This window comes from Cupriavidus sp. (assembly GCF_057315035.1).
The window spans coordinates 1-21,378 of record NZ_DBHKYV010000055.1 but is presented as its reverse complement, the minus strand read 5'-3'; the positions used below and the strand labels follow the sequence as shown (position 1 = coordinate 21,378).

Annotated in this window: 17 protein-coding genes; 3 read left to right on the top strand and 14 right to left on the bottom strand. The window is 64.4% G+C overall.

Annotation, left to right across the window (positions count from 1 at the left end):
* Positions 1–48: 48 nt before the first annotated feature.
* From cyoD to cyoA, 4 genes are read right to left on the bottom strand one after another with little or no spacing between them, the layout of a single operon-like run.
* Entirely contained in the window at positions 49–378 is a 330-nt protein-coding gene (cyoD, locus tag ACO550_RS36290) for a cytochrome o ubiquinol oxidase subunit IV (protein ID WP_315598565.1), read from the bottom strand.
* Positions 378–1,043, bottom strand: a complete 666-nt coding sequence (gene cyoC, locus ACO550_RS36285; RefSeq protein ID WP_315598564.1) for a cytochrome o ubiquinol oxidase subunit III — start codon at positions 1,041–1,043, stop codon at positions 378–380. The genes cyoD and cyoC overlap by 1 nt, the downstream gene beginning before the upstream one ends.
* 2 nt (positions 1,044–1,045) lie before the next feature.
* On the bottom strand, positions 1,046–3,022 hold the full coding sequence (gene cyoB / locus ACO550_RS36280; RefSeq protein ID WP_315598563.1) for a cytochrome o ubiquinol oxidase subunit I: 1,977 nt from the start codon (positions 3,020–3,022) through the stop codon (positions 1,046–1,048).
* 3 nt (positions 3,023–3,025) lie between these two features.
* Positions 3,026–3,904: a ubiquinol oxidase subunit II gene (gene cyoA, locus ACO550_RS36275; protein ID WP_315598569.1), complete on the bottom strand. Its 879-nt coding sequence runs from the start codon at positions 3,902–3,904 to the stop codon at positions 3,026–3,028.
* Positions 3,905–4,119: 215 nt separating this feature from the next.
* On the opposite strand from cyoA, the gene ACO550_RS36270 reads away from it, so the two are divergent.
* Complete coding sequence (locus tag ACO550_RS36270; protein ID WP_315598562.1) at positions 4,120–5,526, top strand: PLP-dependent aminotransferase family protein; 1,407 nt, start codon at positions 4,120–4,122, stop codon at positions 5,524–5,526.
* A 16-nt stretch (positions 5,527–5,542) separates the two neighbouring features.
* Here the strand turns inward: ACO550_RS36270 and ACO550_RS36265 are convergent, their stop codons facing one another.
* Positions 5,543–7,297, bottom strand: a complete 1,755-nt coding sequence (locus ACO550_RS36265; RefSeq protein WP_315598561.1) for an OPT/YSL family transporter — start codon at positions 7,295–7,297, stop codon at positions 5,543–5,545.
* 251 nt (positions 7,298–7,548) lie between these two features.
* Between ACO550_RS36265 and ACO550_RS36260 the strand changes: the two genes are divergently transcribed.
* Complete coding sequence (locus ACO550_RS36260) at positions 7,549–8,484, top strand: NAD(P)-dependent oxidoreductase (protein ID WP_315598560.1); 936 nt, start codon at positions 7,549–7,551, stop codon at positions 8,482–8,484.
* On the opposite strand, the gene ACO550_RS36255 is transcribed toward ACO550_RS36260, so the two are convergent.
* The 5 genes from ACO550_RS36255 to zwf are packed head-to-tail and all read right to left on the bottom strand — an operon-like array spanning position 8,481 to position 13,746.
* Positions 8,481–9,815, bottom strand: a complete 1,335-nt coding sequence (locus tag ACO550_RS36255; RefSeq protein WP_315598559.1) for a sensor histidine kinase — start codon at positions 9,813–9,815, stop codon at positions 8,481–8,483. The two genes, ACO550_RS36260 and ACO550_RS36255, sit on opposite strands and share 4 nt — an antisense overlap.
* Positions 9,815–10,534: a response regulator gene (locus ACO550_RS36250; RefSeq protein WP_315598558.1), complete on the bottom strand. Its 720-nt coding sequence runs from the start codon at positions 10,532–10,534 to the stop codon at positions 9,815–9,817. The genes ACO550_RS36255 and ACO550_RS36250 overlap by 1 nt, the downstream gene beginning before the upstream one ends.
* 12 nt (positions 10,535–10,546) lie before the next feature.
* Positions 10,547–11,548, bottom strand: coding sequence for a glucokinase (locus tag ACO550_RS36245; RefSeq protein ID WP_315598557.1), 1,002 nt, complete (start codon positions 11,546–11,548; stop codon positions 10,547–10,549).
* Between the two features lie 16 nt (positions 11,549–11,564).
* Complete coding sequence (gene pgl, locus ACO550_RS36240; RefSeq protein ID WP_315598556.1) at positions 11,565–12,245, bottom strand: 6-phosphogluconolactonase; 681 nt, start codon at positions 12,243–12,245, stop codon at positions 11,565–11,567.
* Between the two features lie 52 nt (positions 12,246–12,297).
* A complete protein-coding gene (gene zwf, locus ACO550_RS36235) occupies positions 12,298–13,746 on the bottom strand; it encodes a glucose-6-phosphate dehydrogenase (RefSeq protein ID WP_485995119.1) in 1,449 nt (482 codons plus the stop codon).
* A 354-nt stretch (positions 13,747–14,100) separates the two neighbouring features.
* Here zwf and edd point away from each other — a divergent pair, with 354 nt between their 5' ends.
* Complete coding sequence (gene edd / locus ACO550_RS36230) at positions 14,101–15,924, top strand: phosphogluconate dehydratase (protein WP_315598364.1); 1,824 nt, start codon at positions 14,101–14,103, stop codon at positions 15,922–15,924.
* Between the two features lie 110 nt (positions 15,925–16,034).
* Here the strand turns inward: edd and ACO550_RS36225 are convergent, their stop codons facing one another.
* From ACO550_RS36225 to ACO550_RS36210, 4 genes are all read right to left on the bottom strand, one after another.
* Positions 16,035–16,943, bottom strand: a complete 909-nt coding sequence (locus ACO550_RS36225) for a mechanosensitive ion channel family protein (protein WP_315598365.1) — start codon at positions 16,941–16,943, stop codon at positions 16,035–16,037.
* A 181-nt stretch (positions 16,944–17,124) separates the two neighbouring features.
* Positions 17,125–18,021 (bottom strand): helix-turn-helix domain-containing protein, encoded by an 897-nt coding sequence (locus ACO550_RS36220; RefSeq protein ID WP_315598366.1) that lies wholly within the window; start codon positions 18,019–18,021, stop codon positions 17,125–17,127.
* A 158-nt stretch (positions 18,022–18,179) separates the two neighbouring features.
* A complete protein-coding gene (locus tag ACO550_RS36215; RefSeq protein ID WP_315598367.1) occupies positions 18,180–19,463 on the bottom strand; it encodes an MFS transporter in 1,284 nt (427 codons plus the stop codon).
* A 264-nt stretch (positions 19,464–19,727) separates the two neighbouring features.
* A complete protein-coding gene (locus ACO550_RS36210; RefSeq protein ID WP_315598368.1) occupies positions 19,728–21,320 on the bottom strand; it encodes a peptide chain release factor 3 in 1,593 nt (530 codons plus the stop codon).
* Positions 21,321–21,378: the final 58 nt, after the last annotated feature.

Sequence of the window (21,378 nt, the reverse complement as noted above, 5' to 3'; positions counted from 1 at the left end):
CCCTCTCCCCCGGCCCCTCTCCCGCGTGCGGGAGAGGGGAGCAAAACCTCAGCGTGCGCCGGTCGGCATGGACTGCATTGGCATCATGTTCAGGTTTGCGTTATGCATGACCCACAACGATCCCGATACGACGATCACGATCAGGAACACCGTGCATGCGAAGATCGCGGTGTTGCCGCGTTGTCCTTTGCGCGCGCCCAGGTGCAGGAAGAACACCAGTTGCACCAGAAGCTGGACGCCGCAGAGCGCGACGATCAGGGCCAGGCCGATGCGTGGCGGCACCGCCTGCGTCATGACGGCGCCGAACGACACGAAGGTGAGTACCAGCGATAGCGCGTAGCCGGTCAGGTGGCTGCGCAGACTGCCATGTGACGACATCAGAGAAACTCCCGCAGATAGACAATGGTGAACACGCAGATCCAGACCAGGTCGAGGAAATGCCAGAACAGGCTCAGGCAGGCCAGTCGGCGGCGCACCACGGCATCGAGTCCGAACACCTGGATCTGGTTGACCATCACGATAATCCACAGCAAGCCTGCGCTTACGTGCAAACCATGCGTGCCCACCAGCATGAAGAACGCCGACAGATAGGCGCTGCGGTTCGGTCCTGCGCCTTCGTGCAGCAGTTCGCGGAACTCGAAGATCTCCATGCCGACGAACGCCGCGCCGAGCGCGAACGTCAGCACCATCCAGCGGATTACCTCGTTAGCATTGCCCTTGCCTTCCTGCAGCTTGAGCATCGCCACGCCGAACGTCAGGCTGCTGGTCAGCAGCAGCACTGTTTCGCCGAGCACAAAGCGCAGGTCGAACAGCTCGCGACCATCGGGGCCACCGGCGGTGTTATTGACGAGCACGCCGAACGTTGCGAATAGCACCGCAAAGATCAGGCAGTCACTCATCAGGTAGAGCCAGAAGCCGAGCTTGAGGTTGGTCTCGGCGTGATGCGCATGGTCGTCATGCGCGGCGTGGTCGTGTTGATGTGGTACGTCGACCGCATCTATCGTCACTGCTGCATCCGCGCGCAGTTTGAAAGTTGTCGTCATGATCAGTTGGCCGCCTTCAGTTGCTGGAAGCGCGCGCGTTCAATGCGTTCGACTTCGGCCGCAGGCACGTAGTAGTCCACATCGCGGTCATAGGCGCGCGCGATAAATGTGAAGATCATCGCGGCCAGTCCGAAGCCCACCATCCACCAGATGTGCCAGACAAAGCCGAAGCAGAACACCAGCCCGAATGCCGACACGAGGAACCCTGCCGACGTATTACGCGGCATGTGGATGTCCTCGTACTGCGCGGGTTGTACATAGGCACGGCCCGCTTCCTTGTCGTCCCAATGTTGTTCGAGCGACGTGATCTGCGGCACGTGTGCAAAGTTATAGAACGGTGCCGGCGATGCAGTGGCCCATTCGAGGCTGCGGCCATCCCATGGATCGCCACTGAGATCGCGGTTCTGGTCGCGGTCGCGCACGCTGACAAAGAGCTGCCACAGGATCGCAAGGATGCCGCAACCGATAATGACCGCGCCAACCAGCGCAACGATCAGGTACGGTTGCCAGTCGGGGTTGTTGTAATGGTTCATGCGGCGCGTCATGCCTTGCAGACCGAGCGCATAGAGCGGCATGAAGGCCAGGTAGAAGCCAATCAGCCAGCACCAGAACGCCACCTTGCCCCAGAATTCGTTCAGCGTGAAGCCAAACACCTTGGGGAACCAGAACGTCATGGCGGCCAGGCAGCCAAACACCACGCCGCCAATGATCACGTTATGGAAGTGGGCGATCAGGAACAGGCTGTTATGCAGCACGAAGTCCGCGCCGGGAATTGCCAACAGTACGCCGGTCATGCCGCCCACCGCGAACGTGCACATGAAGCCGATGGTCCACAGCGTCGACGAATGAAAGCGGATGCGGCCGCGATACATCGTGAACAACCAGTTGAACAGTTTCACGCCGGTGGGAATCGAGATGATCGAAGTCATGATCCCGAAGAACGCGTTGACGCTGGCACCCGAACCCATCGTGAAGAAGTGGTGCAGCCAGACGAAGAACGACAGCACCCCGATCGACGACGTGGCATACACCATCGACGTGTATCCGAACAACGGCTTGCGCGAGAACGTGGCGATGATTTCCGAGAACGCGCCGAAACACGGCAGGATCAGCACGTAGACCTCAGGGTGGCCCCAGATCCAGATCAGGTTCACATACATCATGGCGTTGCCGCCGAGCTCACTGGTAAAGAAATGCATGTCCAGGTAGCGGTCGGCTGTGAGCAAGGCCAGCGTGGCGGTCAACACCGGAAAGATGGCGACGATCAGGATGTTGGTGATCAGTGCGGTCCAGGTGAACACAGGCATCTTCATCAGGTTCAGGCCCGGCGCACGCATGCGCAGGATCGTCACGATAAAGTTGATGCCGGTCAGCGTGGTGCCTAGCCCGGATATCTGTAAGGCCCAGATGTAGTAGTCCACGCCAACAGTTGGGCTGTAGCCGAGCCCACTGAGCGGTGGATACGCGACCCACCCGGTCGCAGCGAAATCGCCGACGAACATCGACATCATCACCAGCACCGCGCCCATCGCCGACATCCAGAAGCTCAGCGAGTTCACGAACGGATAGGCCACATCGCGTGCGCCAACCTGCAGCGGCACGATCACGTTCATCAGACCAAGAATGAACGGCGTGGCCACGAAGAAGATCATGATCACGCCATGCGCGGTGAAGATCTGGTCGTAGTGGTGCGGTGGCAGGTAGCCGGTGGCTTCGCCCACGGCAATGGCCTGCTGCATGCGCATCATGATGGCATCGGCAAACCCGCGCAGCAGCATCACCAGCGCCATGATGATGTACATCACGCCGATGCGCTTGTGATCCACCGAGCAGATCCACTCGGTCCACAGGTATTGCCACTTGCGGTAGTAGGTGATGGCGCCGAGCAGTGCCGCGCCACCGAGCATGACCACCACCAGCGTGCCCAGGATGATGGGCTCATGCAGTGGGATGGCGTCGAGAGACAGTTTTCCAAACATTGTTTATTGCTCCATCGCGCCCGCTTGCGACTCGGGCAGCGGCGGCAGTGCCGCACGTAGGGTCACCGGGCTGTCGGCACGGCAGATCTCGCTGTTGCCAGCCATGTATTGATCGACCACGCCCTGGAACAGGCGCGGCGAGACCGCGGCGTAGACGGTGACCGGGTCTTTGCTGCTCGGTTGTTCGAGCTTGCGGTATGCGGCTTCGTCGAGCGTATTGCCCGATGAACGTGCACGTGCGATCCACGCGTCGAACTCTGCGCGCGACGTGGCGATGGTCCTGAAATGCATGTCGGAGAAACCGGCACCGCTGTACGCAGCCGAGCGGCCCTCAAACACGCCGGTCTCGTCAGCAATCAGATGCAACTTGGTCTGCATGCCGCTCATCGCATAGACCATGCTGCCCAGTCGGGGGATGAACAGCGCGTTCATGGTCGACTCGGCGGTGATGCGGAAATTGATCGGCGTACCCACCGGGATCGGCAGTTCGTTCAACGACGCCACGCCGTACTGGGGATAGATGAACAACCACTTCCAGTCGAGCGCCACCACATCCACTTCCAGCGGCGCCACCTTCGATTCAAGCGGACGGAAGGGGTCGAGCTTGTGCGTGGTATCCCAGATGATCACGGCCAGCATCACCACGATCACGATCGGGATGCCCCACACCACCACTTCGATTTTTGTAGAGTGCGCCCAGCGCGGAGCGTATTCGGCCTTGGTATTGGACTCGCGATAGCGCCACGCAAACACCAGGGTCAGGATGATCACGGGGACGACCACCAGCAGCATCACCGCCGTGGCCAGCACGATCAGGTTGCGCGTTTGCACGCCGATCGAGCCGCTCGGGTTCATCAGATCCCACGAACAGCCGGACAGCATCAACGGAATCAAACCGGTCACGGCATAGAGCCATGCTTTCGGGGATAACAGAAACAGGAGGGATGGGGGGTATCGCCGACGCTCGCGTCCCGGGCCGGCAGCTTGCTTGCGCATATCAAACACCTTCGTAGAGGGGGCACAGGCCAAAATCCCGGTATTTGTATGGATTTGCCTGATCTGCGCGGCATGCTAAGGTAAGACAAAATCCATACAAGATGAGGCTTGTCTTGCCTACAACGTTATCTGCGACCAGCAAACCGGACTGGATTGCCGAGTTCGCCCCGTCTGCCGGTCCGCGCTATATCCAGATCGCCACTTTGATCGAACACGCCATGGCGAACGGCCGGCTGTCGCCCGGCGATCGGCTGCCACCACAGCGTGAGCTGGCGGCACTGTTCGGGGTTGACCTGACCACGGTCACGCGCGCATTGGCCGAAGCGCGGCGGCGCGGACTGGTGGAGCCTCGCGGGTCGCTGGGCACGTTTATCGCCGCGCCCGCCTTCGAACTGGCGCAGGCGGTGGACCTGAGCATGAATGTCCCACCGCCGCCTGAAGGCATCAATTTCGACGACATGTTGCGGCGCGGACTCGCACAGGTCACGCTGCGCGCCGATGCGAGCCTGCTGATGACGTATCAGCTTGGCGGCGGCACCATGCCGGATCGCGCGGCGGGCGCACAATGGCTCGCGCCGATGCTGGGCGAAGTCGTGCATGACCGCGTTGTGGCCAGTCCAGGCGCACAGTCAGCGCTGGCTGCGCTGATGCTGTGTCGGACGTCACCTGGTGCCGCCATTGCGGCGGAGCCGCTGATCTACCCCGGCGTTCGTGCCGCGGCAGCCGAACTCGGCCGGCAAGTCGTGACGATTGCGGTCGATGACGATGGCATGCGGCCCGATGCGCTCGACGCGGCCTGTCGTGAACGCAATGTACAGTTGGTCTACCTGAACCCGACGCTGCAGAACCCGACCACGCAGACGATGCCCGAGGCACGCCGTCGCGACATCGCCCGCATCGCCAGTCAACACGGCGTGCTGATCGTGGAAGACGATCCGTACTGGTTGCTGACGCCCGATGCACCGCCACCGTTGGCGGCCATCGCACCCGCGCAGACGGTCTATATCGCCACGCTGTCGAAATGCCTGAGCCCTGGGCTACGTACCGCCTATGTGGTGGCGCCCGACCGCGACATACAGGAGTCGATCCTGGGCGCCTTGCGTGCCCTCACGCTGATGGCGTCGCCACTGTCCACCGCATTGGCAACGCAATGGATTCGCGATGGCTCGGCCGCCGAGTTGCTGGCGGGCATTCGCGCCGAGGCTGCGGCGCGTCAGCAGATTGCACGGCAATGGCTGACCGCATCGGGGCCGTACGCGCCGTCAGGTATCCATGTCTGGCATCCGTTGCCGAGCTACTGGTCGTCGGAAGGCTTCAGTCGTGCGGCGCGCGACGAGGCGCTGCGCGTCACGGCATCGGATGTGTTCTACGAAGGGTCCGCGCCACCCAATGCCATTCGCATCTCGTTGGGTGGCGTGCCCGAGCGCGCGCAGTTGTCGATGGCATTGAAAAAGCTCTCCGGCCTGCTGGCGCGCAAGCCACCCAATGCGTCGATGCCCGTGATCTGAAACTTTGCCCGAGCTCTTAGCTGACGGCAGCCATCAGCCCGGCGATACCAAAGCCGAGCGCGGCCAGCGCATCGCCCGCGATCAGTCCTCCGCCAATCAGCGACGTCGTGCTCATGTCTTCGGGCAATGCGGCATCCTTCGCTGCAGGGCGCGGCCGGCTTTCCACCACGCTGGCCAGCACCCCGCCTGCCGCCATCCACATGGTTGCCGGCAAGTTCACGAAGCCCCCGAACGATGAGGCGTAGGGCGATGGCAGGATCACGGCGTCGAGCACGAAGTCGCATGTCCTGCCGGTACGGCTCTGTTCCGCAAAGCTGCGGTAGCGCGCCGATGCGCGGATAGACTTGCGCAAGATCTCGGTCACCAGGCCAATGGCGAGCCCGATCCACACGGCCAGGCGCTGATATGGCCGATCCTCGGTCATGCTACGCAGCGCGCCGACGATCTTGTAGGTCATCGCCGATGTCCAGCGGGCCGGTTGCTGGTCGGCGGGCAAGATCGTCTGGTCGAGGCGCAAGACCGGATAGGCATCCATGAATAGCCGTGCCAGCAGCACCGCCAGGATCGCGCCGGCCACGATACCGCTGACCTGGTAGCCGAATTGCACCATGCGGTCGGTGCCGAGCCGCCAGCCAGTGGAGCGGTCTTGCTGCATGTCGCACGCTTCGGCGGTAGACACCAGCAGCACGGTCGCCGCAATCAGGCCGACGTGTGGCTGTCGCAAACCCAGCGCAGCCATCAGGATCACGGTCAGCACGAAGGCCGAGGAAATCGGGTTCTGATCGACCATGCCGACCGAGATGCCGTTGACCAGCGCGAAGACCAGCACCAGCAGCACGGCCATCAATTGGTAGCCGATCGGCTGGCCGAACCATGCGGCGCCGGTGCCAACCACGGCCAGCCCCCAAACGATGACCCACGCCACGATCCATCGCTGCGGCATCGATGCCGTACCGCGTGCCACCGCCTGTCGCGAGCGCTGCAGGGTTTTGGCAAGCAACAGCAGCACATCCACTACTGCGGCGCCCATGATCATGCCCAGCGCAAACAGGAACGTGATCTTGCGATAGGGATCGCCCGGCGACAGCCAGCCAATCGATACGAAGTACGGCGTCAGCGCCCATCCCGCCAGCCCCCCGACCAATGCCGCGACGCCAATGCGCGCGCCTACGATCATGCCCGCGCCGAACGTCGACGCTGACAAGTCGATCGCCCCGAGCCAGGCGATGCGTGTGGCGGCAACACTGGCCAGCACGCCAAGCCCCATGCCGCCGGCCAGCCGGGCAATCGAACGGCGCAGCAGCACGGGATCGGTCAGCGCCCGCAGGATATTGGCCACAGCCAGGCCGGATGGGAACGTCAACTGCATGCGGTCCACCAGCAGCGGGGTGTAGAGCATGCCGACCCCTACGCCGTACATGCCGATGCAGAGCATGTAGCCGATCAGTTGCCACAGCGGGGGCTGGTCCATGCCGAGCCAGCCCATTGCCTGGATGATCACCGCCATGCCACCCATGCCGGCCACCGATGCCGCCGCGGTCTGGATGTAGTTGGCGCCGTGACGGCCGGCCGCACCGTAACCCGCGGTGACTGCCGAGCCGAGGATGCCGGCCAGGACCTGCCCGCCGACAAAGAAGCCCAGCGAGAAGTTCATGTAGGCCGCGGCGATACCACCGAGCGGGCCAAGTACCAGCATGCCGGCAGCGCCAAGCAGCAGGTGGTATTGCCAGGTGTCGGGGGCGGGGAGCCAGCGGCGTGTGGGTGTGGACATGAGCATTGTTCAGGCGTGGTTGGTCGTTGATGCGCTGACCCTCTCCCCCGCCCCTCTCCCGCGCGCGGGAGAGGGGAGAACACCGAATCGGGCATCACAACGCCCAAAGCGTACCCATTTCTGCGTGATCGACCCAGCGAAAAATCGCCGAGCGTACCCGTTTCTGCGTAGATGCATCAGTCGGCATAGAATGCGGTGTCGGCCCGACCGACCTCTCCTCTAAAAAATAACTCCTCGTCTCGCTGTCACGCATGAAGCCCGCCCTGCTTGTCCTGGTTCAGCTCGAACCGGACCACCTCGCCCTTGTCTCCGAACATTACGACGTCCACTACGCTCCCACGCGCGAAGCACGCACCCAGGCCATCGCCGGCAACGGCAGCTCGTTCCGGGCCGTGTTGAGCAACGGCACCACCGGCATTACGGCTGCCGAGATCGCTGCGATGCCGGAACTGGAACTGGTCTGCGCGCTGGGCGCCGGCTACGAGAACATCGATATCGCTGCCTGCAAGGCGCGTGGCATTGCCGTGGGCAACGGCGCCGGCACCAACGACAGTTGCGTGGCGGACCACGCGATGGCGCTGCTGCTGGCCGCCGTGCGCCGCGTGCCGATGCTCGATCGCGCCACGCGCGATGGGGTCTGGCGCAACGCCCTGCCGCTGCCGCCGAACCTGTCAGGCAAGCGCCTTGGCATCGTCGGACTGGGCACCATCGGCCGACGCATTGCGCAACGTGGTCAGGGTTTCGATCTTGAAATTGGCTATCACAACCGCCGCGCGCGCGACGATGTGCCATTCCAGTATTTCGCCGACCTGATCTCGCTGGCGCAATGGGCCGATTACCTGGTCATTGCCACGCCGGGCGGCGCCGCAACGCGCCATATGGTCGATACAGCGGTGCTGCGCGCGCTTGGACCTGCCGGTTATCTGGTGAATATTTCGCGCGGTAGCGTGGTCAACACCGCAGCGCTGGCGGATGCCTTGCGTGCCGGCGAACTCGGCGGTGCGGGCCTGGACGTCTATGAGAGCGAACCGGCCCCACCGGCCGAATTGTTCGATTGCCGCGACGTCGTGCTGACACCGCACGTGGCCGGCTGGTCGCCCGAGGCCGTGCTGGCCTCGGTCAACCAGTTCATGGAAAACGCGCGCCGTCATTTCCGCGGCGAGCCCTTGCTGGCGCCAGTGGGCTAACCGACCAGCGGGAACGTCACGCGCACACGCAAGCCGGGCGTTGCGTCTTCGAGCGCGACGCGTGCGCCATGAGATTGCGCCACTTCGGCAACGATGGCCAGTCCCAGGCCACTGCCACCAGTGGGCGCGTCGGGTACGCGATAGAAGCGGTCGAACACGCGCGCACGTTCGGCCGCCGGAATGCCCGGGCCGTTGTCGGTCACCGCGAGCTCGATGCCTGCGGCGGTATGCGCCACCAGCACGTCAACACGTCCACCGCGGGGAATGTAGTGCAGCGCGTTGTCGATAAGGTTGGTCAGCAGGATGCGCAGCGCATCGGCGTCGCCACGAATCGTGACCGGGCCCTGGGTGCCGGAGTCTTCGATGCCAAGGTCGATATCCCGGTCGATGGCCGCTTGCGACATGTCTGCCACCACCTGGCCAGCCAGCGCGCGAAGGTTCACCGGCTCATGCGGCGGTGGCGCGGCGCCGGGTTCCTGCCGCGCCAGCGTCAGCAGTTGCGTCACCAGATGGGTGAGCCGTTCCAGCCCCTGTCGCAATTGGCCGACCGCTGCCTGACGCGCCTCCGACGTTTCCGCACGCTCCACCAGTTGTGCCTGCAACTGCAGCGCCGTCAGCGGCGTACGTAATGCATGCGCGGCGTCGGCCACGAATGCGCGCTGGGTGTCGATCGCATGCGACAGACGCGCCAATAGCTGATTCAGCGCGGCGGACAGCGGCGCAATCTCGTCGGGCATGTCGCGCACGGCCAGCGGCGCCAGCGTGTTGGCATCGCGCGCACGGACTTCGGCGGCAATTTCACGCAGCGGCCGCAAGCCGCGCCCGACCGCCAGCCATACCAGCCAGCCCAGCAACGGCAACAGCAACAGCAGCGGCGCCACGGTGCGCAATGCCATATGTGCGGCAAGCGTGCGGCGCGCGCTCAGTGGTTGGGCGATCTGCACCACTGCCGGACCAAGCTGGACGCTGTAGATGCGCCATTCGCCCGATTCGGTACGTGCATCGGTGAAGCCCAGCTCGGCACGCGGCGGCAGCACGGGATGCGAGTGCGACAGATAGAGGCTGCGGCCCGTGCCATCCCAGATATGGATGACCACGTCCTCGTCGGCGTGGAGCAGGTCCGCGCCCACCGGGCTGCCAGGGTCGAACGGCGGCGCAACCGGTGCCGAGAACTGGCTTGGCAGCGCGGCGGCCATCTGTTTCATCTGGTAGTCGAACAGGGCATTGGCTTCCTGCCGCGCCTGCCCATAGATCAGGACCGTGGCCACGGCGATACCCGCGGCCAGGCCGGCGGCCAGCCACCACAGCAGCGTACGTTGAATCGAGCGCATCAGTCCGCTGTTCCTTTCGCGTGATCCGCCGCCTTGTCGTCCAGTTGCGGCATCAGGTAGCCAACGCCACGGATATTCCGGATCAGCGCCGTGCCAAATTTGCGGCGCAGCGCGTGAATATAGACTTCCACCGTGTTGCTGCCGACTTCGTCGTCCCAGCCGTAGAGCCGTTCCTGCAGTTGCGGCACCGACCACACCTTGCCGGGCCGGGCCATCAGTGCGGACAGCAGCGCGTACTCGCGCGCCGACAGTCGCACCGGCGCGCCGGCATGCGTGGCTTCGCGCGTGGCGGGGTTGAGCACGATGTCGCCATAGCGCAGCACCGGCTCCGCGCGGCCTTCGGCCCGGCGGGCCATCGCATGCATGCGCGCCACCAGTTCCTGCAGGTCGAACGGCTTGATCACGTAGTCGTCCGCACCGGCATTGAGCCCCGCCACGCGGTCCGCCACGGCATCGCGCGCGGTCACGATCAGCACTGGCGTGCGCACATTGCGCGCGCGCAGCGCCTTCAGGACATCGAGCCCTGAGCGGCGCGGCAGGCCGAGGTCCAGCAACACCAGGTCATAGCCGCCATCGGCGCGCGGGCCATGCTGGTCCGAAGCAGCGTCGAGCCCTGCATCGCCATCGGTCACCCAATCGACCGTAAAACCTTCCTGGCGCAGCGCCACCTTCACGCTTTCGCCAATCATGGCGTCGTCTTCAACCAGCAGTACTCGCATGTTCGTGGGGAATCAGGGTGAGGCGTGGCGCATGTCGCCTTCGAGCCGGTCTGCCAGCGCCCGCGCCAGACCAGGCAAGGCCGGATAGTCGGCCGTGATCACAAAGACCGGGATATCGGCCAGATACCGGCTCATGCGGCCCTTGGCGCCAAAGCGCTCACTGAACGGCGACGCACGGAACGCTTCGACAAACCTCGGCACGATGCCGCCGCCGATATAGACGCCGCCGCGTGCGCCAAGTACCAGCGCGATGTCGGCCGCAACCGATCCGAGCAGACCGCAGAACGCGTCGAACGCACGGAGGCACAACGCATCGTTCTGCTTCAACGCACCGTCCGTGACCTGCGCCGGGGTCAGCGGTTCGGACAAAAGCGTACCCGTTTCTGCGGACAGTGCGGCATGGATATGAGACAGCCCCATGCCCGACAACAGGCGCTCCGCCGATACCCGCCCGAGCTCGGCATGGGCGGCACGCCATGCGATCCATTCGTCGTCGGTGACCGGCATCAGTTCGATATGTCCGCCCTCTCCTGCCAACGCGACGGCACCACCGCCCGGCGCGGGCACCAGTCCCGACACGCCCAGTCCTGTGCCCGGCCCAATCAGCGCGCGCGGTGCCGTGGCAATGGCCGCTCCCTCGCGTACTTGCACCAGATCCTGGTCGGGCAGCCACGGCAGCGCCAGGGCCAGCGAGGTGAAGTCGTTGATGGCGACCAAGGTGGTCAAGCCCAGCGCCTGGCGCATCTGTTCGATCGAAAAGGCCCAGTTGTGATTGGTCAGCTTGACGTGGTCGCCGGTAACCGGGTTGGCCAGGCCGATCGCGGCATGGCGCGGTTGCGCATGATCGGCAACTGACTGCATGTACTTGCCCATCGCCGCTTCCAGCGACGGGTAGTCGGCCACCTTGTAGGCGGTGACCTCGCCAATCTGCATCGACGAGGTTTCCAGCGCGAAACGCACATTGGTGCCGCCGACATCGGCCAGCAGTCGCGGGTATCCGTTGGTTGGGGTCATCGGTCTCAGGTTCGGCTCAGGTACGGAATATGTCGACGCCACGCCGGTGCCGCGCCAGCACCACGCCGACCGGCAGCGATGGCGTGGGGGTTTCCAGCGCGCGCGCCAGCACCTCGCTCTTCTTCTCGCCGGAGATCGCCAGGAACATGCGCTCCGCTGCCAGCAAGGCCGCCAGGTTCAGCGTCACGCGCGCATGCGGTGCCACGCATGGATGCGTGACGATGTAGCCAGGCTGTGGTTCTGACAACGCGGTCTGAAGCTCGGGGGCGTCGGGGAACAGCGATGCGGTATGGCCATCGTCGCCCATGCCCAGGACCACCACATCGGGCTGCTGGAACGAGGCGTTGAGCCGCTGCACGGCGCGCAGCGGTTCCGCGGCCTCGGCTTCGTCGCGGATCAACGGCGCCCAGCCGGCCACGCCCGCGCCTTCTCGCAGCAGGTTGTTGCGCACCATCGCACCGTTACTGTCGGCGTGGTTGGGCGGCACCGCGCGTTCGTCCACCAGCGTCACGGTCACGGCGTCCCAGCGGATCGGCCGATAGCGCAGCCGCTCGAACATCGGCAGCGGTGACTTGCCGCCCGATACGGCCAGCACGGCCCAGCCCTTGGCCTTGATGACGAGGTCGAGCGCGTGGCCGATCGAGATCGCCAGCGATTCGGCCTGGTCCATCACGGTGGGATGTTCGAACTGGCGCATGGCGGGGCTCCTGTCTGCTGTGTGCTGGCTGCTTTCTGCGATGGGGGGACGTTCAGACTTCCTCGTGCCACAGCGCACCGTCGCGCGACATCAGCGCCGACGATGCCGCCGGTCCCCACGTACCGGCCGTGTACGGTTTCGGGGGCACGGTGCTCTGGTCCCAGGTATCGATGATCGGCTCGACCCAGCGCCACGCCTGTACCTGCTCGTCACGTCGCACGAACAGGCCCAGCCGGCCGCGGATCACGTCGAGCAGCAAACGCTCATATGCCCCCGCGCGGCGTTTCTTGAACGAGTTGGCGAAATCGAGATCGAGCGAGGTCGGCGTGAGCTCCAGCGTATCGCCCGGCTCCTTGACCAGGAAATACAGGCGGATGCTTTCCTCAGGCTGCAGCTGGATCACCAGCCGGTTCTGCGGCGACAACCCCAACGGCTTGGGAAAGATGGCATGCGGCACGTCGCGGAAATGCACCACGATCTCGGCCACGCGCGACTGCATGCGCTTGCCCGTACGCAGGTAGAACGGCACGCCTTCCCAGCGCCAGTTGGCAATCTCGGCCTTGATGGCAACGAAGGTCTCGGTACGGCTGTCCGCCGCGATACCTTGCTCTTCGATATAGCCGACCACGGGCTTGCCACCGACGGCGCCCGCCCGGTACTGACCGCGTACCGTTTTCTCGGCCACATCCTGCGGCCGGATCGGCTTGAGCGCTTTCAGGATCTTGATCTTCTCGTCGCGGATCGCGTCTTCGCTGAGGCTGGCCGGCGGCTCCATGGCCACCATGCACAGCAGTTGCAACAGGTGGTTCTGCACCATGTCGCGCAGCGCGCCCGTGCGGTCGTAGAAGTCGCCGCGCGTTTCCACGCCCAGTTCCTCGGCGATCGTGATCTGGACATCCTGCACCCATTCACGGCGCCACAGCGGTTCGAACAGCGCGTTGCCAAAGCGGATCGCCATCAGGTTCTGCACCGACTCCTTGCCCAGGTAGTGGTCGATCCGGTAGATCTGGTCCTCGGCAAAGAACTGCGCAACCGCCGCATTGATGGCTTCGGACGAATCGAGATCGTGGCCGAGCGGCTTCTCCAGCACCACGCGCACATTGGGTGTATTGAGGCCGGTACGCGCCAGCTGTTCGCAGATCGGGACAAAGATATGCGGCGCGGTGGCCAGGTAGCAGACCACCACCTCGGGCTTGCGCGCGAGCACCTTCTCGGCCAGCGCGTCGAAGTGGGCGGGCTGGCGCGCGTCGGCCTGCACGTAGCAGATACGCGCCAGGAACGACGCCCACGCATCGGGCGGCGCATGCTCCAGGCCGGGGCGCACGGTGTCTTCCAGCGTGGCCTTGTACTGCTCGGTAGTCTGCGGGTGGCTTCCGGTGGCCAGGATACGGGCCGACGGATGCAGTACGCCGCAACGGTGCGCGTCAAACAGTGCCGGCAGCAGCTTGCGCCGCGCCAGGTCTCCGGTGCCACCAAACAGCACCATGTCGAAATCGGGCATGCTCACCCTGGGCTCCTTGCGGGGGATTGGCCCCCGGCAGCTATTGAGTGCCGCCGGGCAGCGCTTTAGTTCCGGCCATGTTACGTCACTCGCCGCCGCTTGTGCACGTTCGGGCCTCGCCAGGCAGAACTTGCGTACCCGTTTCTGCGTGCCGATGGTTTCGTGACAGCGTTGTGACCGAAGGCGGATGCGGAACATCCGTGCCTTCCATCGATCCCACTATCGGTCTCGGCGTCGATGCCTTTGTCGATCCCATTACACAAGCAGGTTGATAGCCAATAACGATGGCGCCGCCGTGCCGGTGGCGTGCGCGTTTTTCGGCTACGCTGAAAAACGCCTCACAGGAGATCCCCCATGCCCCATCCCGTACTGGAAAGGGTCACGGCCCGCATCGTGGCCCGCAGTGCCCCTACCCGTCAGGCTTACCTCGACCGCACCCGTGCCATGGCCGGGCAGAAGGTGGAGCGCGCCAATATCTCGTGTACCAACCTGGCCCATGCCGTGGCCGCCATGCCCGATGAGGCCAAGATCCGGCTCAAGGCGCAGGAGCGGCCCAACCTGGCCATCGTGTCGGCCTACAACGACATGCTGTCCGCGCATCAGCCGCTGCAGGCCTATCCGCAGTGGCTCAAGGAAGCCGCCCTCGAGGCCGGCGGCACCGCACAGTTTGCCGGCGGCACGCCCGCCATGTGCGATGGCGTGACGCAAGGTCAGGACGGCATGGACCTGTCGCTGTTCTCGCGCGACGTGATCGCCATGGCGACCGCCGTGGCGCTGTCGCACCAGATGTTCGATGGCGCGCTGTACCTGGGCGTCTGTGACAAGATCGTGCCGGGACTGGTGATGGGCGCGCTGTCGTTCGGGCACCTGCCCGCCGTGTTCGTACCTGGCGGTCCGATGACCACCGGCATGAGCAACGATGAAAAGGCGCACATCCGCCAGCTCTACGCCGAAGGCAAGATCGACCGCCAGGGCCTGCTCGATGCCGAATCCAAGTCCTATCACGGGCCGGGCACCTGTACGTTCTATGGCACGGCCAATTCGAACCAGATGCTCATGGAGATCATGGGCCTGCATCTGCCCGGCACCGCCTTTATCAATCCCGGCACCCCGCTGCGTGAAGCGTTGACGCGCGAATCGGCCCGTCAGGCGCTGCGGCTGGTACATGGCGGCGCGCGTTATATGCCGATTGCCGAAGTGCTCGACGAGCGCGCGTTCGTGAACGGTGTTGTCGGGCTGGTGGCCACCGGCGGCTCGACCAACCATACGCTGCACCTGATTGCGATGGCACGTGTAGCCGGGATCCAGCTCACCTGGGACGACTTCCATGAGTTGTCGGCCACCGTGCCGCTGCTGGCGCGCGTCTATCCGAATGGCAAGGCCGACGTGAACCAGTTCCAGGCAGCGGGTGGCCTGTCGATGGTGATTCGCGGGCTGCTGTCGCTGGGGCTGCTGCATGACGATGTGAATACGATCGTCGGGACCGGATTGGCCGACTACATGCGCGAACCGGCACTGCGCGAGGGCAAGCTGACGTGGACCGACGGACCGGAGAAGTCGCTCGACGACACCATCGTGCGCGCCGCCGACAACCCGTTTGCACCGGACGGCGGTATCAAGCTGCTTGACGGCAAACTGGGCCGCTGCGTGATCAAGACCTCGGCTGTCAAACCCGAGCATCAGGTGGTCGAGGCTCCGGCCATCGTATTCCTGCATCAGGATGATGTATTGACCGCCTTCAAGCGCGGCGAACTCGAGCGCGACTTTGTGGCGGTGTTGCCATGGCAAGGCCCGGCGGCATGCGGCATGCCCGAGCTTCACAAGCTCACCCCCACGCTGACGTTGCTGCAGGACCGTGGATTTCACGTAGCGCTGGTCACCGATGGGCGAATGTCAGGCGCATCGGGCAAGGTGCCTGCCGCCATCCACGTGTGCCCGGAAGCGTTGACCGGGGGCGATATCGGTAAGGTACGTACTGGCGATATCGTGCGCGTTGACGCGCCCGCCGGCGCGCTGACGGTCATGGTCAGCGATGCCGACTGGTCGGCACGACAGATCGAGAAGCCCGACCTCACGGCAAACCGCCATGGCGTTGGGCGCGACCTGTTCGGCGGCTTCCGTGCGCATGTGGGCACCGCGGAAACGGGAGCCTGTTCGTTGTTCGCGGACGAAGGTTAGCCACTTCGCGGCACTGGCCAGGGCCTGATCAACGGCTGATCAAGGCCCGGCCAGTGCCGAAAGCGTACCCGTTTCTGCGTGGCGCCGAAACGGCCTCGCGCGTCAACTGGCTAGTTTGCGCGACGGATCCCGGCCGGTCGACGATCGTGGTCTGGCATCCGCGCGCCTTCGGTCTCCGAATCGGCGGTATCTGGCACGTGGACTTCCTGCACGGGCACCGCAATCCGGCAGCCCGCGTTTTCAATGGTCGACTTGAGCTGTGCGAACAGCGCGAACTGCACGCTCCAGAAATCGTCGTTTGACGTCCAGTAGCGCGCATTGAGCGTGACGCCGCGGTCGTTGTACCGCACCACCATGACTTCACGCCGCGGAGATTCCAGCAGGCGCGGCTCGGCATCGAGCATTGCCTTGAGCGCGTCGAGGCCGGCCTGGATCGGGCTGTCGAAGGTCACCGTGGCCTCCATGTCCATGCGGCGCGTGGGGTTCTCGCTGTAGTTCATGATCGGGCTGCCCCAGATCTTGCCGTTTGGCACGCGCAGGCATACACCGTCGAACGTTTGCAGTTCGGTCATGAAGAGGCCGGTCTCGCGCACGGTGCCCGCTACGCCTTGCGCATCGATGTACTGGCCGACGCGAAACGGCCTCAGCAATACCAGCATGATGCCGGCGGCGATGTTCTGAAGCGTGCCCTGCAATGCCAGCCCGATTGCCAGACCGGCAGCGCCCAGCATGGCGATGATGCTGGCGGTCTGCACGCCGAACTGCGACAGCACCAGGACCACGGTCAGTACGCGCACCACCCACTGGACGATGCTCGCCAGCATCGGGCGCAGCGTATCGTCCACGTGCGTATGCTGCAGGGTCTGGTGCAGGGCCCTGGCCGCCCGCGCTGACAGCCACCAGCCGAGGATCAGGATGGCCAGCGCGGCCAGGCAATTCAGGCCCTGGCTGACCGCGAACTGGGTCAGGTAAGCCCAGGTGGCTTCCAGTTTGGTGTGATCGATGAAATTCAGGTCCATGCTGCGGCTCCGGGAAACAAACCTCGGAGTGCTTGCGAAGGGCGTGCCAGAAACTTGCCGCCGGCCTCAAAAGCGTACCCGTTTCTGCGTGATGCGTTGCACAGCAACGGCCAGCGCGGCGTCGTTGATTTCGAGCCGCCAGCGTCACAAATAGGCACTAAAAGTGCCCTATTCGCAGTTTTTACAATTCACCGGAAAAATTTGCTGCCTTGCGCCAACGGCCCGGCGTCACGCCATAGGCGGCGCGAAACCGGTTGCTGAAGTGGCTGGCGGAGGCAAAGCCGGCACGGCTCGCCACCTCCTGAAGCGACCACCGGCGGTCGTCGAGCAGTGCTCGCGCGCGCTCCAGGCGGGCGCGCATCACCCAGACATGCGGTGGCATGCCGAACGAGACATGGAACATCCGCGCAAAGTGGAACTCCGACAGATCGGCCAACGCCGCGAGTTCGCCCAGTGTGGGATTTAGCGCCGGATGTGACTGAATCCAGTCAGCCACTCGGCGTCTTGCCTGCGCCGACAAGCCGCCCCGCCAGTTGGCCGAGGGTGCGCGACCTCCGTGCGAGAGCAGCAGATGCGTCACGGCCTCGTGTGCCATGGCATTGCCAGTCATGCGGCTATCGGGATCCTGCCAGTCCAGTGCGATCAGCCGTCGCGACAGCGCAGCCAATGACGGATCCTCGGCAAACAGCCGGTCCTGCAGTTGCAGGGCGCGTGGCTCGCTGTCGAGTACGCGTACGCAGTGCCAGGCCAGGTGCTCGGGCTGGAAGTAGAGATGCAGGAAGCGCTGGGTGCCACCCACGTGCCATGCAGATTCGTGCTCGGCGGGCAGCAGGCACAGCCGGTCGGGAGCACCCTTGCGGTCCGGCGCATCACGGCGGTAGGTGGAATAGCCGCCCTCCAGGTACATCGACATCGTGTGATGACCGGGGCGAGCGTAGGCGGTGTCGTCGTGCCGGTTCTGCCAGAGTGCCAGCCCCAGACCATCGCCCAGCACGCAGGCGCGTTCCAGCGACGCCCGCGATTGCGTGAGCGTGGAGAACACGGCGTTGTCCTGAAGTGGCTGGCGGGCGGCGGGCATCAGGCGACTCTATCCCAATTCGGGCCCGCGTTGGAACCCGCCTTGCAGCGCACTTGGCGACCTTTTCGGTACGCCATGCGGCAACGCAGAAACGGGTACGCTTGGGCATTGAAAAAGGGTGGCCAGGCCACCCTTTCCGAGATTCTCGCGACGCAGCATCAGCGCGCCGGTGCGGCCTTTTCCGGTACCTTGCTTTCGGCCGGATGGCCATGCAGGCGGTCGCGGTTGGTCAAGGACGGGAACAGTCTCATCCACACCGCCACCACCAGCAGCGTGCCCGCACCACCCAGTAACACCGCGCCGACCGGGCCGAGCAAGGCCGCCGTGACGCCCGATTCGAACTCGCCCAACTGGTTCGATGCGCCAATAAACACCGAGTTGACCGCGCCAACACGCCCGCGCATGTCGTCTGGGGTGTCCAGTTGCACCAACGTCTGGCGCACCACCACGCTGATCATGTCCGATGCCCCCAGAACGACCAGCGCCCCCATCGACAACGGTAGCCATTTCGACACGCCGAACACCATCGTTGCCATGCCGAAGATGGCCACCGCACCAAACATCACGCGCCCCACCCGACGGTTCAATGGATGGCGTGCCAGCCAGAGCGCCGTCACCAGCGCACCGATGGCCGGCGATGACCGCAGCAGGCCCAGGCCCCAGGGACCCGTATGCAGGATGTCCCGGGCGTAGATCGGCAACAGCGCCGTGGCGCCGCCCAGCAGCACCGCAAACAGGTCCAGCGACACTGCGCCAAGCAGTACCTGGTGCCCGCGGATATAGGTGAAGCCGGCGAACAGGGTCTTGATGCTGACCGGCGCCGTCAGCCGTTGTGCGGCCTGACGCAGCTTCAGCGTGAACACCAGGGCCGCGGCGATGGCAAACAGCGCCGCACTGATCGTGTAGACCACGCCCGGCCCGGCCACATAAGCAAAGCCACCGAGCGCCGGTCCGATGATGATGGCGGTCTGCGCGGCCGAGCTTGCCAGCGCCACCGCACGCGGCAACTGGCGTGGCGTTACCACGCTTGGCAGCAGTGCCTGCAGCGTAGGCGTCTCGAAGGCCCGGCAACCGCCAATTGCGGCCACGAAGAAGAAGATGTGCTCGCTGGTGACCCAGCCCGAGAAACTGGCAACGGCCATCGCCGCGGCAATGATCGCCTCCAGCATCTGGCAGGTACGCACGATGATGCGGCGGTCGAACCGGTCTGCCACGTGTCCCGACATCAGCAGCAGCACGATGGACGGCAGGAACTGCACCAGCCCGACCATGCCAAGCATGAACGGATCGCGCGTCAGGTCATACATTTGCCAGCCCACGGCCACCGTAAAGATCTGGTAACCGATCGTCGTACATAGCCGGGCGAACCAGAAATGCCGGAAAGCGGGATCACGAAAGACATTATCCGGCTCGTCGGCCGGTAGCGCGGGGGCGGTAGACATGGGGCGTAACGGGGCGTCTGGCGACGCTGGGGCAGGTAATGTACGCATTCGCGTACATCGGCAAAGTCTAGGATTCTATCCGAGACGGCCGAAGCCCGGGGGGGAGTTCGTGTGCAGTGTTGGTCGCCTCTATCCCGCATTGTGGGAGAGGAGCGGGGGAGAGAGTGTGAGGTTCAAAATGCGACTGGTCTCAGCTTGAACCGCTGGCCCTCTCCCCCAACCCCTCTCCCGCGCGCGGGAGAGGGGAGCGAGTCACGACAATACTTACGCGATTTCGCGGGTTTCCAGGAAGCGGACGTTCGGGAAGCGCTCCTGTGTCAGGCGCAGGTTGACCATGCTTGGTGCCAGGTAGACATGGTCGCCGGCACCGTCAAGCGCGACGTTGTGGCCGTTCTTGTCGATCAGCTTCTCGATCTCGGCCGGGTCGCCCTTGAGCCAGCGGGCCGTGGCGCACTCGTGCGATTCGAAAATTGCGTCGACGCCGTACTCATGCTCGAGGCGGTGAGCCACCACGTCGAACTGCAGCATGCCGACCGCACCGAGCACGAGGTCGTTCGACATCAGCGGGCGGAACATCTGCGTGGCGCCCTCTTCGGCCAGCTGCTGCAAACCCTTCTGCAACTGCTTGACCTTCAGTGGGTTGTTCAGGCGCGCGCGGCGGAAAAACTCCGGTGCGAATGACGGGATGCCCGTGAAGCGCAGCGGCTCGCCTTCGGTGAATACATCGCCCAGACGGATCGTGCCGTGATTGGGCACGCCGATGATGTCGCCGGCAAACGCTTCTTCGGTCGTGTTGCGGTCCTGCGCCATGAAGGTAATGGCGTTGTTGATCGCCACGGTCTTGCCCTGCGATACGTGCAGCAGTTTCATGCCACGATCGAAGCGGCCCGAGCACACCCGTACGAAGGCAATGCGGTCGCGATGGCGCGGATCCATATTGGCCTGGATCTTGAACACGAAGCCGCTGAACTTGGCTTCCTGCGGTTCCACGGTGCGCGACTCGGTCTGGCGCGCCAGCGGCGGTGGCGACAGCTCGCAGAGTGCATTGAGCAGCGACTGCACGCCGAAGTTGTTGATTGCCGAGCCAAAGTAGACCGGCGTCTGCTTGCCAGCCAGGAACGCTTCGCGGTCGAATGTGTGGGACGCGCCGCGCACCAGTTCGATCTCCATGCGCAGTTCGTCGGCCTGTGAACCCAGGATGCGATCGAGTTCGGGATTGTCGAGTCCGTCAAGGATGGCGGCGGTGCCCTTCTCGCCCTTCGGGTCGAACAGCTGCACCTTGTCGTCGATCATGTGGTACACGCCGCGGAACGCCTTGCCCATGCCGATCGGCCATGTCATTGGCGCGCACTGGATCTTGAGCACGTCCTCGATTTCATCGAGCAACTCGATGGGCGAACGGCCTTCGCGGTCGAGCTTGTTCATGAACGTGAGGATCGGCGTATCGCGCAGGCGGCAGACGTTCAGCAGCTTGATGGTCTGTGCTTCGACGCCGTTGACCGAGTCGATCACCATCACGGCCGAATCCACTGCGGTCAGCGTGCGATACGTGTCTTCGGAGAAGTCCTCGTGGCCCGGCGTGTCGAGCAGGTTCACGATGTTCTCGGGCAGTTCGGCGCGCGGCTGATACGGGAACTGCATCACCGACGACGTCACCGAGATGCCACGCTGCTTTTCCAGCTCCATCCAGTCCGAGGTCGCATGGCGGTCGGCCTTCCGTGCACGGACCTCACCCGCCACCTGGATGGCGCCGCCGAACCAGAGCAGCTTTTCGGTCAGCGTGGTCTTACCCGCGTCCGGGTGGGAGATGATGGCAAACGTGCGCCGACGCGCAATTTCGGAAACGAGCGAACTCACGGCTTGTGGAACCTGATAGTGGCAGTGGCCCCGGCGATGCGCTGGCGCCGGCTATGGG

Excerpts from the sequence above, each read along its gene's own strand:
- cyoA (WP_315598569.1), bottom strand. The coding sequence starts at position 3,904 with ATGCTGTCCGGCTGTTCGTGGGATCTGATGAACCCGAGCGGCTCGATC.
- ACO550_RS36260 (WP_315598560.1), top strand. The coding sequence starts at position 7,549 with ATGAAGCCCGCCCTGCTTGTCCTGGTTCAGCTCGAACCGGACCACCTC.
- ACO550_RS36225 (WP_315598365.1), bottom strand. The coding sequence starts at position 16,943 with ATGGACCTGAATTTCATCGATCACACCAAACTGGAAGCCACCTGGGCT.
- ACO550_RS36255 (WP_315598559.1), bottom strand. The coding sequence starts at position 9,815 with ATGCGCTCGATTCAACGTACGCTGCTGTGGTGGCTGGCCGCCGGCCTG.
- edd (WP_315598364.1), top strand. The coding sequence starts at position 14,101 with ATGCCCCATCCCGTACTGGAAAGGGTCACGGCCCGCATCGTGGCCCGC.
- cyoC (WP_315598564.1), bottom strand. The coding sequence starts at position 1,043 with ATGACGACAACTTTCAAACTGCGCGCGGATGCAGCAGTGACGATAGAT.
- zwf (WP_485995119.1), bottom strand. The coding sequence starts at position 13,746 with ATGCCCGATTTCGACATGGTGCTGTTTGGTGGCACCGGAGACCTGGCG.
- ACO550_RS36250 (WP_315598558.1), bottom strand. The coding sequence starts at position 10,534 with ATGCGAGTACTGCTGGTTGAAGACGACGCCATGATTGGCGAAAGCGTG.
- ACO550_RS36265 (WP_315598561.1), bottom strand. The coding sequence starts at position 7,297 with ATGTCCACACCCACACGCCGCTGGCTCCCCGCCCCCGACACCTGGCAA.
- cyoD (WP_315598565.1), bottom strand. The coding sequence starts at position 378 with ATGTCGTCACATGGCAGTCTGCGCAGCCACCTGACCGGCTACGCGCTA.
- ACO550_RS36245 (WP_315598557.1), bottom strand. The coding sequence starts at position 11,548 with ATGACCCCAACCAACGGATACCCGCGACTGCTGGCCGATGTCGGCGGC.
- ACO550_RS36220 (WP_315598366.1), bottom strand. The coding sequence starts at position 18,021 with ATGCCCGCCGCCCGCCAGCCACTTCAGGACAACGCCGTGTTCTCCACG.
- pgl (WP_315598556.1), bottom strand. The coding sequence starts at position 12,245 with ATGCGCCAGTTCGAACATCCCACCGTGATGGACCAGGCCGAATCGCTG.
- cyoB (WP_315598563.1), bottom strand. The coding sequence starts at position 3,022 with ATGTTTGGAAAACTGTCTCTCGACGCCATCCCACTGCATGAGCCCATC.
- ACO550_RS36270 (WP_315598562.1), top strand. The coding sequence starts at position 4,120 with ATGAGGCTTGTCTTGCCTACAACGTTATCTGCGACCAGCAAACCGGAC.
- ACO550_RS36215 (WP_315598367.1), bottom strand. The coding sequence starts at position 19,463 with ATGTCTACCGCCCCCGCGCTACCGGCCGACGAGCCGGATAATGTCTTT.